Annotated in this window: 14 protein-coding genes; 8 read left to right on the top strand and 6 right to left on the bottom strand. The window is 34.4% G+C overall.

Annotation, left to right across the window (positions count from 1 at the left end; translation table 11 throughout):
• The first annotated feature begins 167 nt into the window (after window positions 1-167).
• The 5 genes from STRUR_RS00855 to galU all read left to right on the top strand — a co-directional run bounded on the left by STRUR_RS00855 (window position 168) and on the right by galU (window position 5,095).
• Window positions 168-770, top strand: a complete 603-nt coding sequence (locus tag STRUR_RS00855; RefSeq protein ID WP_006739024.1) for an NADPH-dependent FMN reductase — start codon at window positions 168-170, stop codon at window positions 768-770.
• 17 nt (window positions 771-787) lie between these two features.
• Window positions 788-2,056: an NAD(P)H-dependent oxidoreductase gene (locus tag STRUR_RS00850; protein ID WP_006739556.1), complete on the top strand. Its 1,269-nt coding sequence runs from the start codon at window positions 788-790 to the stop codon at window positions 2,054-2,056.
• Window positions 2,057-2,131: 75 nt separating this feature from the next.
• Window positions 2,132-2,920, top strand: coding sequence for a formate/nitrite transporter family protein (locus STRUR_RS00845; protein ID WP_006739717.1), 789 nt, complete (start codon window positions 2,132-2,134; stop codon window positions 2,918-2,920).
• A 245-nt stretch (window positions 2,921-3,165) separates the two neighbouring features.
• Entirely contained in the window at window positions 3,166-4,182 is a 1,017-nt protein-coding gene (locus tag STRUR_RS00840) for an NAD(P)H-dependent glycerol-3-phosphate dehydrogenase (RefSeq protein ID WP_006738820.1), read from the top strand.
• A 13-nt stretch (window positions 4,183-4,195) separates the two neighbouring features.
• On the top strand, window positions 4,196-5,095 hold the full coding sequence (galU, locus tag STRUR_RS00835; RefSeq protein WP_126430502.1) for a UTP--glucose-1-phosphate uridylyltransferase GalU: 900 nt from the start codon (window positions 4,196-4,198) through the stop codon (window positions 5,093-5,095).
• Between the two features lie 32 nt (window positions 5,096-5,127).
• On the opposite strand, the gene STRUR_RS00830 is transcribed toward galU, so the two are convergent.
• Both STRUR_RS00830 and STRUR_RS00825 read right to left on the bottom strand, forming a co-directional pair.
• Window positions 5,128-5,796 carry a rhomboid family intramembrane serine protease gene (locus STRUR_RS00830; RefSeq protein ID WP_006740068.1) on the bottom strand — a complete coding sequence of 223 codons (669 nt, stop codon included), beginning with the start codon at window positions 5,794-5,796 and terminating at the stop codon, window positions 5,128-5,130.
• The gene (locus STRUR_RS00825; protein WP_006738540.1) at window positions 5,793-6,323 is read right to left on the bottom strand and encodes a 5-formyltetrahydrofolate cyclo-ligase; all 531 of its coding nucleotides are present in this window, start codon (window positions 6,321-6,323) and stop codon (window positions 5,793-5,795) included. Before STRUR_RS00825 ends, STRUR_RS00830 begins: the two co-directional genes overlap by 4 nt.
• Before the next feature lie 116 nt (window positions 6,324-6,439).
• Here STRUR_RS00825 and STRUR_RS00820 point away from each other — a divergent pair, with 116 nt between their 5' ends.
• Window positions 6,440-7,783, top strand: coding sequence for an MATE family efflux transporter (locus tag STRUR_RS00820; RefSeq protein WP_006739165.1), 1,344 nt, complete (start codon window positions 6,440-6,442; stop codon window positions 7,781-7,783).
• Between the two features lie 196 nt (window positions 7,784-7,979).
• On the opposite strand, the gene STRUR_RS00815 is transcribed toward STRUR_RS00820, so the two are convergent.
• Both STRUR_RS00815 and dapD read right to left on the bottom strand, forming a co-directional pair.
• Window positions 7,980-9,113: an N-acetyldiaminopimelate deacetylase gene (locus STRUR_RS00815; RefSeq protein ID WP_006739766.1), complete on the bottom strand. Its 1,134-nt coding sequence runs from the start codon at window positions 9,111-9,113 to the stop codon at window positions 7,980-7,982.
• Window positions 9,114-9,136: 23 nt separating this feature from the next.
• Complete coding sequence (gene dapD / locus STRUR_RS00810; RefSeq protein ID WP_006740331.1) at window positions 9,137-9,835, bottom strand: 2,3,4,5-tetrahydropyridine-2,6-dicarboxylate N-acetyltransferase; 699 nt, start codon at window positions 9,833-9,835, stop codon at window positions 9,137-9,139.
• A 199-nt stretch (window positions 9,836-10,034) separates the two neighbouring features.
• On the opposite strand from dapD, the gene STRUR_RS00805 reads away from it, so the two are divergent.
• Window positions 10,035-10,661 (top strand): DUF4352 domain-containing protein, encoded by a 627-nt coding sequence (locus STRUR_RS00805; RefSeq protein ID WP_006738803.1) that lies wholly within the window; start codon window positions 10,035-10,037, stop codon window positions 10,659-10,661.
• 32 nt (window positions 10,662-10,693) lie between these two features.
• On the opposite strand, the gene STRUR_RS00800 is transcribed toward STRUR_RS00805, so the two are convergent.
• Window positions 10,694-12,043 carry a glucose-6-phosphate isomerase gene (locus STRUR_RS00800; RefSeq protein WP_037595738.1) on the bottom strand — a complete coding sequence of 450 codons (1,350 nt, stop codon included), beginning with the start codon at window positions 12,041-12,043 and terminating at the stop codon, window positions 10,694-10,696.
• Between the two features lie 171 nt (window positions 12,044-12,214).
• On the opposite strand from STRUR_RS00800, the gene STRUR_RS00795 reads away from it, so the two are divergent.
• Entirely contained in the window at window positions 12,215-13,444 is a 1,230-nt protein-coding gene (locus tag STRUR_RS00795) for a transglutaminase domain-containing protein (RefSeq protein WP_006739138.1), read from the top strand.
• 28 nt (window positions 13,445-13,472) lie between these two features.
• On the opposite strand, the gene STRUR_RS00790 is transcribed toward STRUR_RS00795, so the two are convergent.
• Entirely contained in the window at window positions 13,473-14,093 is a 621-nt protein-coding gene (locus STRUR_RS00790) for a hypothetical protein (RefSeq protein WP_006739467.1), read from the bottom strand.
• Window positions 14,094-14,120: the final 27 nt, after the last annotated feature.

Raw genomic sequence — 14,120 nt, 5'->3', positions numbered from 1 at the left:
AGAGTTTTGAGACATTAGAGGATTAATTGTTTTCTGAAAATTTCTTGTGAATTTTCAATCAAGCATAAAAGTTGACTTTTCGGAAACCGTTGGCTTAATTATCAAAAATTCGGTATTATAGTATTAGATATTAAATTATCAACCATTTTCAGAAAAGAGGGACTATTATGAAACTTATCGGACTTGTCGGTACAAATTCCGCTCGCTCTACAAATCGTAAGCTTCTAGAATACATTGAAAAACACTACGCTGACAAAGCTGACATCGAACTTGTTGAAATTAAAGATCTTCCATTCTTTAACAAACCTTCTGAAAAAGTTCTTCCTGAAAGTGTTTTAGAATTAGCTCAAAAAATTGAAGAAGCTGATGGTGTCATCATTGGAACGCCAGAATATGACCATTCTATCCCTGCTTCATTGATGAATGCGCTCGCTTGGTTATCTTATGGCATTTACCCACTTCTTAACAAACCCGTCATGATTACTGGTGCTTCTTACGGAACACTTGGTTCATCGCGTGCCCAATTACAATTGAGACAAATTTTAAATGCTCCTGAATTAAAAGCAAATGTCCTTCCTGATGAGTTTTTACTATCTCATTCCTTACAAGCATTTGACGAAGATGGTAATTTATTTGATCTTGAAACGATTCAAAAGTTAGATGCAATTTTTGATGATTTCAGATTATTTGTCATTATCACTGGAAAATTATCAAATGCACAAGAGCTTCTACACAAAGAAGCAGAAAACTTTGATTGGGAAAATTTATAAACAGAAAGGAATAAGATATGAAATTTGTAGGACTTGTTGGCTCTAATGCTGAAAAATCATACAACCGTATGTTATTAGAATTCATCCGCAAACAATTTAAAACAAAATTTGAACTAGAACTTTTGGAAATCAAAGACGTTCCAATGTTTAACCAAGATGATGATCAATCACAATCTTTTGCCGTTCAATATCTATACAATAAAATCAACAGAGCTGACGGTGTTATCATCGCAACTCCTGAACACAATCATACGATTACACCTGCTTTGAAAAGTACTCTAGAATGGTTATCTTTCAACTTACATCCATTTGAAAACAAACCTGTTATGATTGTAGGAGCTTCATACTATGATCAAGGAACATCGCGCGCTCAAGTCCATCTTCGTAAAATCTTGGATGCTCCAGGTGTCAATGCCTATACTCTTCCAGGAAATGAATTTTTACTTGGTAAAGCTAAAGAAGCATTTGATGATAATGGTAATATTATTAACGAGGGAACTGTGAAATTCTTAGAAACTTGCTTAGATAACTTCATCAAATATGTAGGTGTTGTTTCAACACTTAGACAGCCTAAGCCTATTGAACCTGAAGACTTAGACGCTGGTAAACCAATTGCAACGACTATTCGTGAAGTTGATCCAGATGATCCCGACTGGTTAGAAAAAGCTTCAAAAATTGTAGGTGCTGTCGAAGGTGATACTTATGTTAAACTTGATAATGGTTTGTTAACAGTTGACCAAATCAATATGTTCTTGAAAGCTATGCCTTTTGAATTAACATACGCTGATGATAACAACCAATTCTTATATTACAATAGTCAACATCAAGATCCAGATACAATGTTTGCAAAACGTGTCCCTGAACAAGTTGGTAACCGTCTATCAACAGTTCACGGATCACTTCCACCTGCTCGTATGAAAAATGTAGAATGGGTTATTGGTTCTCTACGAAACGGTAATGAAGAATATGTCAGAACTATTGTTCCTGGTTCTCCTGCAGAAATTATTAACACTCACAATTACCAAGCTATGTACTATCCAGACGGTTCATATGCAGGTATTAATGAAATTGTTTTTAATTTCAAACCTTGGTTAGACTGGTATCTTAAAGAAACAGGCCAATACTTAGCTGGTGGTAAAGCTGGTTCACCAAGTGCTACAGATGCAACTTCTGGCGCCTCTGATGCTGGTGGACACAGTGCTGATGTAACTTCTGGCGCTTCTGATACTGGTCAAGCGGCAGCGGCACCAGCTGCGGATGCCACTTCTGGTGCCTCAGAAAAATAATGTTTTTTGCGGAAGGTTTTCCTCCCGCTTTTATTAGGAAAAAAATATTTGTTTAACAATTCACAAGGAGATTTTATGTCACAATTTGAGGAAAAGGTAAGCGCAGCTTGTCGAAAAAAAGAAGCGTTATTTGATGAAAGTTTAGCACGTTATGCTTTACGCTCAATTTACGCGGGAGCTTTCTTAACCATGTCCACAGCTGTTGGTGTTATCGCAGCTGATGTTATAGGAACACAATTCCCATCATTATCACGTTTTGTCTTTCCATTTATTTTTGCTATAGGCTTGGTTTATGTTCTTATTTTTAATGGTGAATTAGCGACTTCAAATATGATGTATCTAACAACAGGTTCTTACTACAAAGTTATTAGTTGGAAAAAAACAATTTACATCTTAGCGTACTGTACTCTCTTTAATCTCATAGGAACAATTATTTTAGCATGGTTGTTTAATCAATCATTTGCTTTCCATAAATTGACAACTAAAAGTTATCTTATCAATACTGTTCAGATAAAACTATCTAAGACTAACAGTATGAATTTTATCGAAGGTATTACTGCAAATATGTTCGTTAATATTGCAATTCTCGGTTACATGCTTTTGAAAGAAGAATCTGCGAAATGCTTTATTGCCATGTCTGCTATCTTTATGTTTGTTTTCTTAGCAAACGAGCATTTGATAGCTAACTTTGCTTCTTTTATGTTAGCTGGTCTTAGTCCTGTTCATCCAATCAAAGGATTGACACTACTCAATATTTTACGTCAATGGAGTGTAGTTTTTATGGGGAATTGGATAGGAGGCGGACTTTTCATTGGTCTCGGTTATGCTTTTTTGAATAAAACAAAAACACTACATCAAGATTAAAAAAAACAGATTTGGACAATTTCCAAATCTGTTTTTATGACTATTATTTGATTACACTCTTCTGTCTGTCTTTTTTTGTCATTGAATGAGTTCTTTAGCAAATAATCTTATCAAGAACCCTAATCAGATTCTATTTTTGATTGGTTTTAGTTATTTTGAAAAAAAGCAATTTAAGACAAAAACGCTTTCTTATGATATAATGAACTGATTATACCTATAGACTATAAATAGTTAAGGAGATAAAAATGCAAAGTCAAAAAATTGCAGTCTTAGGCCCTGGTTCATGGGGAACTGCACTATCCCAAGTACTTAATGATAATGGTCATGATGTTACACTTTGGGGAAACCTAGCAGAACAAATTGAAGAATTACAAACAAAACATACCAATACACATTACTTTAAAGATGTGGTCTTAGACCCGGCTATCAAAGCAACAACAGATTTAAAAGAAGCTTTGAATAATGTAGACGCTATTTTATTAGTTGTCCCAACCAAAGTAACTAGATTAGTAGCTAAACAAGTTGCTGAAATCTTAGATCATAAAGCGATTATCATGCATGCCTCTAAAGGTCTTGAACCAGGTACTCACGAAAGATTATCTACTATTCTTGAAGAAGAAATTCCAGCCGACCTTCGCAGTGAGATTGTTGTTGTATCAGGTCCAAGTCATGCAGAAGAAACCATTGTTCGTGACATTACATTAATTACCGCAGCATCAAAAGATTTAGAAGCTGCTAAATATGTTCAGGAGCTTTTCAGCAATCACTATTTCCGTTTATACACAAATCAAGATGTAATAGGTGTTGAAACCGCTGGTGCTTTGAAAAATATCATTGCAGTGGGTGCTGGAGCTCTTCATGGTCTCGGATATGGTGATAACGCTAAAGCTGCTGTCATCACACGTGGTTTGGCTGAAATCACACGTTTAGGTGTCAAATTAGGAGCTGATCCTTTAACATATAGTGGGCTATCAGGAGTTGGAGATCTAATTGTTACTGGTACTTCGGTTCACTCAAGAAACTGGAGAGCAGGTGATGCTCTTGGACGTGGTGAAAAACTCGAAGATATTGAACGTAACATGGGAATGGTTATTGAAGGTATCTCAACAACAAAAGTTGCCTATGAGATTGCTAAAGAACTAGACGTGTATATGCCTATTACTACTGCTATTTACAAATCAATCTATGAAGGTGCAGATATTAAAGAAAGCATTTTAGGGATGATGTTTAATGAATTCCGTTCTGAAAATGAATGGCATTAATAAACAAAAGGAGATTTCAATGAAAAAAGTGAGAAAAGCTGTTATTCCAGCTGCTGGACTTGGAACTCGTTTTCTTCCTGCAACAAAAGCTTTAGCAAAGGAAATGTTGCCAATTGTCGATAAACCTACAGTACAATTCATCGTAGAAGAAGCTTTAAAGTCAGGAATTGAAGATATTTTGATTGTTACAGGTAAATCAAAAAGATCAATAGAAGATCATTTTGATTCTAATTTTGAATTAGAGTACAATCTTGAACAAAAAGGTAAAACAGACCTATTAAAACTTGTTAATGACACTACAGCTATCAATCTTCACTTCATTCGCCAGAGTCATCCAAGAGGTCTTGGTGATGCGGTCCTACAAGCAAAGGCATTTGTTGGGAATGAACCTTTTGTTGTAATGCTTGGTGATGATTTAATGGACATTACTGATCCTGATGCTGTTCCCCTAACGAAGCAATTAATGAATGACTTTAAAGAAACACATGCTTCCACTATTGCTGTTATGGAAGTCCCACATGAGGATGTTTCAGCCTATGGTGTTATTGCTCCTCATGGTGAAGGAGTTAATGGACGCTATAGCGTCAGCAAATTTGTTGAAAAACCTTCTCCAGAAGAGGCCCCAAGCAATTTAGCTATCATTGGTCGTTATCTTCTAACTCCCGAAATATTTAGTATTTTAGAAACTCAAGAACCTGGTGCCGGTAACGAAGTTCAACTTACTGATGCCATTGACACTTTAAATAAAACGCAGCGTGTCTTTGCACATCAATTTACTGGTAATCGTTATGATGTTGGTGATAAATTTGGGTTTATGAAAACATCTATTGACTATGCTCTTCAACACCCACAGGTCAAAGATGATTTAACCAAATATATCATTGAGCTAGGCCAAGAACTTTCAAAGAAATAAAATAAAAACAGTAGCAATAAGCTACTGTTTTTTTATAGGGAAATTGAAAGCATTCCAATCATTAAAGCTATATAAAGACATAATGCACTCAAACGGTAAAACCATTTTTGATGATTTAACGGGATTCTTGCAGGTAAAAAGATAGCTACTAAAATACCGCCAACAAGGCCACCAATATGTCCAGCGATACTAACATTTGGCATAAAGATATTCATGACTAAATTAATTAATATTAGCATAAAGTAATCTCTACCCAAACCCTTTAAAGAAGCATCAGGACTAAATACTGCTACCATCATAATCGCTGCAAAAAGACCAAATAAAGAAGTAGAAGCACCAGCTGCAATTACGTCTGGAGTAAATAGTAATGTAAAAACATTCCCACTGATACCAGCTAAAATATAAAGTAGTAAAAAGTAAGGTGAGCCCCAAATACCTTCAGCCATCTGTCCAACAAAATACAAGGCCAAAATATTTAAAAAGAAATGGCCAAGCCCAATATGAACAAAAATGGGGGTTACCAGTCTCCAAATGTGTGTATGGTCATAAGCCAGATAATGTCCATACATCCCTCCAAAGGTTAAAATTGCTTGGGGAGATGTGGCTTGACCAGGATAAGCAGTTTGCATTCCTACAAATACTAAAATTGTAATGGTTAATAAAAATGTTGTTGCTGGATAGTGTTTAAAAAAAGATTTCATTGAATGATTAACTCCTCAACAGCAATATCATGACTTTCTGGTGTGAAATCAACCATTTGGCAATCGTAAACGGTACTAATAGTGTTACCTTGATAATCAGATAAAAAGCGATCATAATAACCAGCACCATGACCAATCCTATAGCCATTTTGATTGAAACAAACTCCTGGAACATGAATCAAATCAATATCTTTTTTATCATATGCCTCTTCAATATTAGTTGGTTCCATCAAACCAAAATTTGTTTTTTTCAGTTTATCTGGATGATATGGAACAAAAACCATATCTCTATTAGCATACGTTTTAGGAATTAAGATAATTTTGCCATCCTTTGAAGCCTGTTTTATTAATAAATCTGTATTAAACTCAAAGTCAAAGGCTAGAAAACTAGCTATCGTACGAGCATTTTGGTATTTGTCTGTTTTGATTAATGCGCTAATAAAAGCATGATCTTTAGCTTTTTTTCGAGTCTTGTCATGCTCTTTTAAAGCCTTTAATATGTTTTGTCTTTGTTCTCTTTTTTCCATAAACCTATCATATCATGAATTTTTCTAATTATTAAATAGAAAGCGCTATTGCATTAATTTTCAAGTCATAATAAAATAGAAACTAGTGATATTTTTAAAATTGAGAGGTGATTAAAATGCATGATTTAACAAAAGGAAATCCTCTAAAAGTTATCTTATGGTTTACCATTCCTTTATTAATTGGTAGTTTTTTTCAGTTAACTTACAATTTTGCAGATAGCATTATTGTTGGTCATACACTAGGAAAAAATGCATTTGCTAGTGTAGGGGCGACAGGTAGTATTACTTTTTTGATCCTAGGGTTTGCTGAAGGGTTAACTTCTGGACTGACAATCATAACCTCTCATAAGTTTGGAGCTAATGACCCTGAAGATATTAAAAAAAGTTTTGTCCATGGTCTTTTTTATGCTATGGTAACTGCTTTAGTTTTAACCATTTTGGCTCTTACCTTTTTAAGACCACTTCTTGAAATCATGCAAACACCAAAGCATTTAATTTCATCATCTTATTCTTTTCTTTCAGCTATATTTGGTGGTATGATTTTCACCATTTTATTTAACTTTTTTTCTAGTGCTATTAGGGCATTAGGCAATTCAAAAACACCATTAATAGCTTTAATTATTGCTTGCCTTATTAATATTGTACTTGACTTTATCTTTATACTCCACTTTCATCTAGGAGTCTTTGGAGCAGGGTTTGCTACTGTCATTGCGCAAGCCTTTTCTGTCATTTATCTTATGATTTATATCAATTATCACATTCCCTATTTTAAACTTTCCAAAAAGGATTTAAAACTAGATCATGAAAATCTAAAAAATCACGCAAGACTTGGCTTTCCAATGGCTTTTCAAGCCAGCATCATCGCAATTGGAGCTATTATTTTACAAGTGACTTTAAATCATTTAGGAACAAATGCTATTGCTGCCCAAGCGATAGCTAGCAAAACAGATCAACTAGCAATGTTACCAATGCTTAATCTTGGACTTGCAATTTCTACATATACTGCTCAAAACTATGGTGCCAAAAAATATGATCGAATTTTATCTGGTCTCAGAAAAACACTTACCATTACCATTTTATGGTCTATTGTTTTTGCTATTTTGCTCATTAGCTTCAATCAATTCTTCTCAGGGCTTTTCTTAACTAGTGGTAGTACTCAAGTTTTTGCATTAGCCTTAAGATACTATATTATTAATGGTTCTTGTTACTGGATACTAGCCATATTATTTATACTAAGAAGTTTTGTACAAGGGTTAGGACATGGCTTTGTGCCAACCTTGGCAGGTATTATGGAATTAGTTATGAGAGCTTTAGTGGCTGTTATTGGTTTAATCTATTTTGGATTTGATGGTGTTGCTGCAGCCAATCCAGCAGCATGGATTGGAAGTATACTTGTTTTGGTTCCAAGCACAACTATTTTGATCAAAAAACTAAATACAAAAAATAATTTATTAAAATAATACTTATTTTTAGACAATTTTATTTTTCTGTGGTATACTTCATGTATCCTAAAAATGACGGTTTATCCCAAAACCGTAAGGAAAATAACCTTTCCTAATTATTTTCCTTTTTCATAAATCTCCTGGGCATCTACTTTGTAGGTGCCCTCCCTTTTTGTTACAAAAAATAACTAGCACAAAAATGTGCTAGTTATTTTTATATGGTAACCTTAGTGTTTAAGAATGCTGCAATTTCTGTGATGGCAAAAGAAATAGCATCCTCATCAGGTGTCATTTTGCTATGGTGTAGTGGATAAGGACTGTCTACTCCTAACCAAAACATGACACCTGGTATCTGGTGCAACAGATAACCAAAATCTTCACCTATCATTGCAGGTTCGCAATCAATTAGATTTACAGCTGGTCTATCTTTAAAGAAAATCATTAACTCTTGAACTAATTTGGGGTCATTTTCAACTGGTAGGTAGCCACCTTGTTTTAATTCAACGACGACATTTACACCAAAGGATGCTGCAATTCCTTCGCCGATTGCCTTCAAACGTTTTTGAATATGAAGGTTCATGTCTTGGGTCAATGATCTAATAGTTCCATGACAGATTGCTGATTCTGCTATCACATTATTTGTCGTTCCCGCATGTAAAGAACCAAAGGTAACAACACCACCTTGAATAGGGTCTACATTGCGGCTTATTATGGTCTGTACTTGAGTAATAAAGTAGGCTGCTGCGACTAGAGCATCATTAGCATTATGAGGAAATGCTGCATGACCACCTTTACCAGTTATGGTAACAAGTACTTCGCAAGTACCTGCAAATAAAGTACTTGTGTTTGTTGCGATATCTCCCACTTTTAAATCTGGTCGTACATGTAAACCATAAAATTCGTCTGGTTTCCATTCTTCTAATACTCCAGCCTTAAACATCTCCATCCCACCAGCTAGATTTTCTTCCGCAGGTTGAAATAAAAAGAGTAGATTATCTTTAGGCTGAACGTTACTACAAGCTTCAACAAGTCCTAAAGCAACTGTCATATGAATATCATGCCCACAAGCGTGCATTTTTCCTTCATGTTGACTTTCAAAAGCTAATCCAGTCTCTTCCACCACTGGCAAACCATCTATATCTGTACGCCAACCAATAGTTTTACTAGGTTGACTACCTTTAATAAATACTAGAATGCCTGTTTTCCATGTTTTGCGTTCAATAAATGCTTTTCCACGACAAATACTGTCTAAGGTTTTTAAGAGATATGCCTGTGTTTCAAACTCTTCAAATCCGATTTCTGGTATCTGATGTAAATCTCTTCTAATTTGGGTAAAATCTATTGGCATCTCATTTCCCTTTTCTATCTTACTTATAAGTGACGTAGTGCTTCCTCTAAGGCTGTCTTTTGTTGTGTTTGGCTATCAATCTTTTTGATAATTCTAGCTGGTACACCGGCAACAACGACATTTTCTGGGACATCTTGCGTTACAATGGCACCAGCTGCAACAACAGCACCGTTTCCAACTTGAACACCCTCAATCACCACCGCATTAGCACCAACTAAAACATTATTACCGATTCTGACAGGCTCTGCTGAAGCAGGCTCAATAACACCAGCCAAAACAGCGCCAGCACCAATATGACTGTTTTCACCAACAGTTGCTCTGCCTCCTAAAATAGCACCCATATCGATCATGGTTCCACGACCAATTTCTGCACCAATATTGATTACTGCTCCCATCATAATGACAGCATTATCTTCAATCGTTACTTGGTCACGAATAATAGCACCAGGTTCAATACGAGCATTAATGTAACGCTTATCTAATAAGGGGACTGCTGAGTTTCGACCATCTTGTTCGACGACATAATCTTTATTTTCAACAAGCTTAGAGAGTAAGGGGGCTATATCTTTCCAATCACCAAATAATGTGTTTCCTAGTTTAATAACTGATTCTGGAACTTGTCCACTTAGCTGACCTTCAAATGTAACCTTAACCTTTGTTTTTTTCTCTGCATTTCCAATAAAGGCAATAATTTCTTGTGCTGTCATTTTTTCTGATGTCATCTCAATACCTACTTCCTTGTATTTTTCTTATTATATCAAATTTTCAGAAAATTTGATAATTTCACAAATAAAAATGTCCTTTATACTAGTGCTTTTTGTTAAATATATTAATAAATTTAATTTATGAAAGCGGTTGACAAAAAATGAAACTAACTATATAATAATTTTAGAAAAATTTTAATATTTTAGAAGAAACATTGTGGCAAAGAAAATTAAAGATGAGAATGGAAATGTTTATGTTCAAAAGAAACCATTTTATAAACGTATATGGTTCATTCTTTTAGTAGCTATAATTTTAATTTCAGTTTTCGCTAATATGGGAAGTAGTACATCAACGAATAAGAAAACATCAAATGCTGATAGTCAATCCTCAAGTAGTTCAAGTTCAACTAAGACTTCATCTGAAAGTAATAAAAAAACAGTGTATTCAGTTGGACAAAATGTTAAAGTTGGCGATTTAGAATATGTTGTTAATTCTAAGTCTACTGCTTCAAATGTTGGTGGTGAATATGGAAAAGATGCATCAGGTGTTTATTTAATACTGAATGTAACTGTTAAAAATAATGGAAAAAAAGCAGTTACCGTTGATTCCAATTTTTTCAAATTAATAAAAGGAGAAACTGAGTATTCATCTGATTCTTCTGCAGGAGCTTATGCAAATGAAGATGCTAAATTCTTTTTAAGTGAAGTTAATCCTGGCAATAATATTACAGGAAATGTTGTTTTTGATGTGAATCAAGATGTTGTTGAAAACTCTGATTTACAACTACAAGTTCAAACTGGTGCTTGGGGAACTCAAACAGAATTAATAAATATTAACAAATAAAAAAAGAACCTCTTCAAGGTTCTTTTTTTATATTACAAACGTGCGTTTAATTCTGCTGACAAGTCTTCAAATCCTGGTTTTCCAAGAAGTGCAAACATATTTTTCTTGTAAGCTTCTACACCTGGTTGGTTAAATGGATTTACAGCATTTAAATAACCAGAAAGTGCAATGGCTAATTCAAAGAAGTAAATAGTATAACCAAGTGTAAAGGCATCTTGTTGTGGAAGTGTCACAAACATGTTAGGAACACCACCATCAGTATGAGCTAAAAGAACGCCATCAGTTGCTTTTTTGTTAACAAAATCAACATCTTTTCCTTGTAGGTAACCTAAGCCATCAAGATCTTCAGCTAGTTCTGGGATTGTGATATTACGACGAGGTTTGTCGACACGGATAACCGTTTCGAAAATGTTACGGTAACCTTCTTGGATAAATTGACCAAGTGAATGTAGGTCAGTAGAGAAGTTTGCTGATGTTGGGTAAATCCCTTTTTGGTCTTTACCTTCAGATTCTCCAGCTAATTGTTTCCACCATTCACCAAAGTATTGTAGTGATGGTTCGTAATTAGCTAAGATTTCAGTAATATAGCCTTTACGATATAAGACATTTCTCACAGCAGCATATTGATAGGCAATATTTTCAGAAATCTTATCAGATGTTAATTCGTTACGAGCTGCATTAGCACCTTCCATAAGTGCCTTAATATCTGCACCAGATGCCGCAATTGGTAATAGTCCAACAGCAGTCAATACAGAGAAACGACCACCAACATTATCTGGAACAACAAATGTATCCCAATTATTAGCATCTGCTTCAACTTTAACTGCACCTTTTACTTTGTCAGTTGTTGCATAGATACGTTTGTTAGCTTCTTCTTGACCATATTTTTCAACTAGAAGTTCTTTGAAAACACGGAAGGCAATAGCAGGTTCAGTCGTTGTTCCTGATTTTGAAATAACGTTTACAGAAAAATCTTTATCTTGGACGTATTCAACTAAGTCTGCTAGGTAAGTTGAAGAAATTGAATTTCCAGCATAAAGAATTTGCGGTGCTTTACGGTATTCAGCTGTTTGTAAGTTAGCAAAATGATTGTTTAAGAAATCAATTGCTGCTTTTGCTCCAAGATATGAACCACCAATACCAATAACTACCAAGACTTCACTGTCAGCTTTAATTTTTTCTGCTGCTTTAAGAATGCGATCAAATTCAGCTTTATCATAGTTTTCTGGTAAATCTAACCAACCCAAGAAATCAGAACCTGGACCAGTACCTTGTCGTAAAATGGTATCCGCTTGAGTTACTTGATCTTGCATGAAATCGATTTCATTTTCATTAACAAATTGGCCTAATAATTTTGAATAATCAAATTGAATATGTGTCATTTTTAAACTCCCTTTTAAATTCGGTTTCATGTACTATGATACCTCTTTGTGACTTATTTTTCAATGATTTTGACGTTATTTTTACACTTTCAAAACCTCCTATCTCTTTCCTACATTGCTTTTAATTTATGTTATACTTGTGATAAAACACCTTGGGGAAATGAGAATAACATGAAAAAATTACCATTTTTAGGTTTGTCACTAATTGCTTTATTGACCCTAACAGCCTGTCAACAATTACCAATTACAAATAATATTAGTCATTTATCCACAAGCAACACGATTAATCTGACACAAACACAAAAAGACAAATTAAGACAAGAAGTTAAATCAAACTATTACTATCAACAGCTCAACAAAAGCCAAAAGGAAAATTACTTGCTCATCAGAAGAGCTGCAAATCAATTTGAAGGGACAATTTCGCTAAATTCAGATAATCAAGATAGTCTTAAGAAGACAATTAGGGCTTTTATCATGGATAATTCTGATATCTTTTGGATGACTTCAACTAATTATCAAATAGAAAGTAGCGAAGATAGTGCAACTATCACATTTAATGTTCCAAAAGATGCTCAGAAAACCAAAGAGCAATTAGACCAAATTGCAAATCAAATTATCAGTGATATGCCAAAAACAGATGACCTCTCAAAAGCAAAATACTTATATCGTTATATTATTGACCATACAGACTATGACAAGTCAGTCTTAGAGGATTATCAAGAAGGTGATCTATCTTCTATTAAGACTGAACAAGATATTAGAAGCGTTCTCCTAAAACACCTTTCTGTTTGTAATGGTTATGCTCATACGTTTCAATTCCTTGCTCACAAAGCTGGATTGGAAACAATCTATATAACAGGAGATGCTCTTACTTCTTCTAGTCAAAAGATTCCTCATGCTTGGAATCTTGTCAAGATTAATCAGCACTATTACTCTGTTGACACAACTTGGGGTGATCCTATTTTTGAAGGAGCAATCAACAATCAAGCCAAGAATGTCACCAATTATCATTTTTTTGCTTTACCTGAATCAATTTTCAACCAATCTCACAAAGCTGACTTGAAAATTGATGCAAGTCAATCAGCAACTTCTGATAATTTACGGAAATTACCATCCTACAATGATGATTCATTATTAGATTCTGTCCAAAATGGCTATTATTTTACAAGCAATTCAAGTGATGTCATCTGTCAATACCTTTCTAATCAAGCTAAAGCCGGAAATGAAACTATTGACTTACAATTTGACAATAAGAATCATTATCAAGCAATCGTCGATGACTTAGAAAGCAACACAGAGATTTATCATCAAGCCTTAATGAACTACTGGTCAAACTATACAGGGTTTTCATATGCTCTCTCACCAGAAAGTCTCACGATTACCATTACACCAAATCACTAAAAAAGACTGACAAATGTCAGTCTTTTTATTAATATAATGCTTTAATAATTTCAACGCGGGTAATAATGCCATCTTTCATGCTATCAATCCGCAAAGCTGTGTCCTTAAAATATATGGTAGAACCGATGGTAATTGATTTTTCTTCTTCTTCTAAATGTCTTACCATAAAATCACGTAAAAGTTCACCCTTTTGAGCTTTAAGATTAACACGCGCAAGAAGATTAGCAATTTTAACTTTTTGACTTGCTCTAACGATAATATTATTAGAATCATCAAAGTTCGTGAATAAATACTTACGTGTTGCAAATAAGACGGCCAAGGCTAAGACACTAATCAAAGAATCTTTTGCACTACCATGTGAAATAACCAACTGCCTTGCAATTGCAAATAATAAAACTTCAATAATGGTTCCAGAAGTATGTTTACTAAGCATTTTTACCAACTCGACACCAATTGCGATGCTAAGAGCTTCATTTAGAAAAGCTTGTAAATAGTCTCCCATCTCACCTTTAAATGGACCTGTTAAAGTGGAAATTTCAAAAATAAGTCGGATGGACAAAAATCCTAAAACTAAAATTAGTATCATTGAGATAAAAATTTCAATGTAAAATGAAATTTCATAAAGTGTTGTTTGTAAAAATTTACGCATGCACTGTCCTCATTTCTCTTTTTCAAG

The sequence above is a fragment of the Streptococcus urinalis 2285-97 genome, assembly GCF_000188055.2.
GTDB classification, from domain to species: Bacteria; Bacillota; Bacilli; order Lactobacillales; family Streptococcaceae; genus Streptococcus; species Streptococcus urinalis.
Note: the sequence above shows the minus strand (reverse complement) of the source record. Positions and strands in the feature narration are given on the sequence as shown.

What these genes read in the sequence shown, in the direction of transcription:
- STRUR_RS00820 (WP_006739165.1), top strand. Translation starts at nt 6,440, where the DNA reads ATGCATGATTTAACAAAAGGAAATCCTCTAAAAGTTATCTTATGGTTT.
- dapD (WP_006740331.1), bottom strand. Translation starts at nt 9,835, where the DNA reads ATGACATCAGAAAAAATGACAGCACAAGAAATTATTGCCTTTATTGGA.
- STRUR_RS00825 (WP_006738540.1), bottom strand. Translation starts at nt 6,323, where the DNA reads ATGGAAAAAAGAGAACAAAGACAAAACATATTAAAGGCTTTAAAAGAG.
- STRUR_RS00840 (WP_006738820.1), top strand. Translation starts at nt 3,166, where the DNA reads ATGCAAAGTCAAAAAATTGCAGTCTTAGGCCCTGGTTCATGGGGAACT.
- STRUR_RS00795 (WP_006739138.1), top strand. Translation starts at nt 12,215, where the DNA reads ATGAAAAAATTACCATTTTTAGGTTTGTCACTAATTGCTTTATTGACC.
- STRUR_RS00830 (WP_006740068.1), bottom strand. Translation starts at nt 5,796, where the DNA reads ATGAAATCTTTTTTTAAACACTATCCAGCAACAACATTTTTATTAACC.
- STRUR_RS00845 (WP_006739717.1), top strand. Translation starts at nt 2,132, where the DNA reads ATGTCACAATTTGAGGAAAAGGTAAGCGCAGCTTGTCGAAAAAAAGAA.
- STRUR_RS00800 (WP_037595738.1), bottom strand. Translation starts at nt 12,043, where the DNA reads ATGACACATATTCAATTTGATTATTCAAAATTATTAGGCCAATTTGTT.
- STRUR_RS00855 (WP_006739024.1), top strand. Translation starts at nt 168, where the DNA reads ATGAAACTTATCGGACTTGTCGGTACAAATTCCGCTCGCTCTACAAAT.
- STRUR_RS00850 (WP_006739556.1), top strand. Translation starts at nt 788, where the DNA reads ATGAAATTTGTAGGACTTGTTGGCTCTAATGCTGAAAAATCATACAAC.
- STRUR_RS00815 (WP_006739766.1), bottom strand. Translation starts at nt 9,113, where the DNA reads ATGCCAATAGATTTTACCCAAATTAGAAGAGATTTACATCAGATACCA.
- STRUR_RS00790 (WP_006739467.1), bottom strand. Translation starts at nt 14,093, where the DNA reads ATGCGTAAATTTTTACAAACAACACTTTATGAAATTTCATTTTACATT.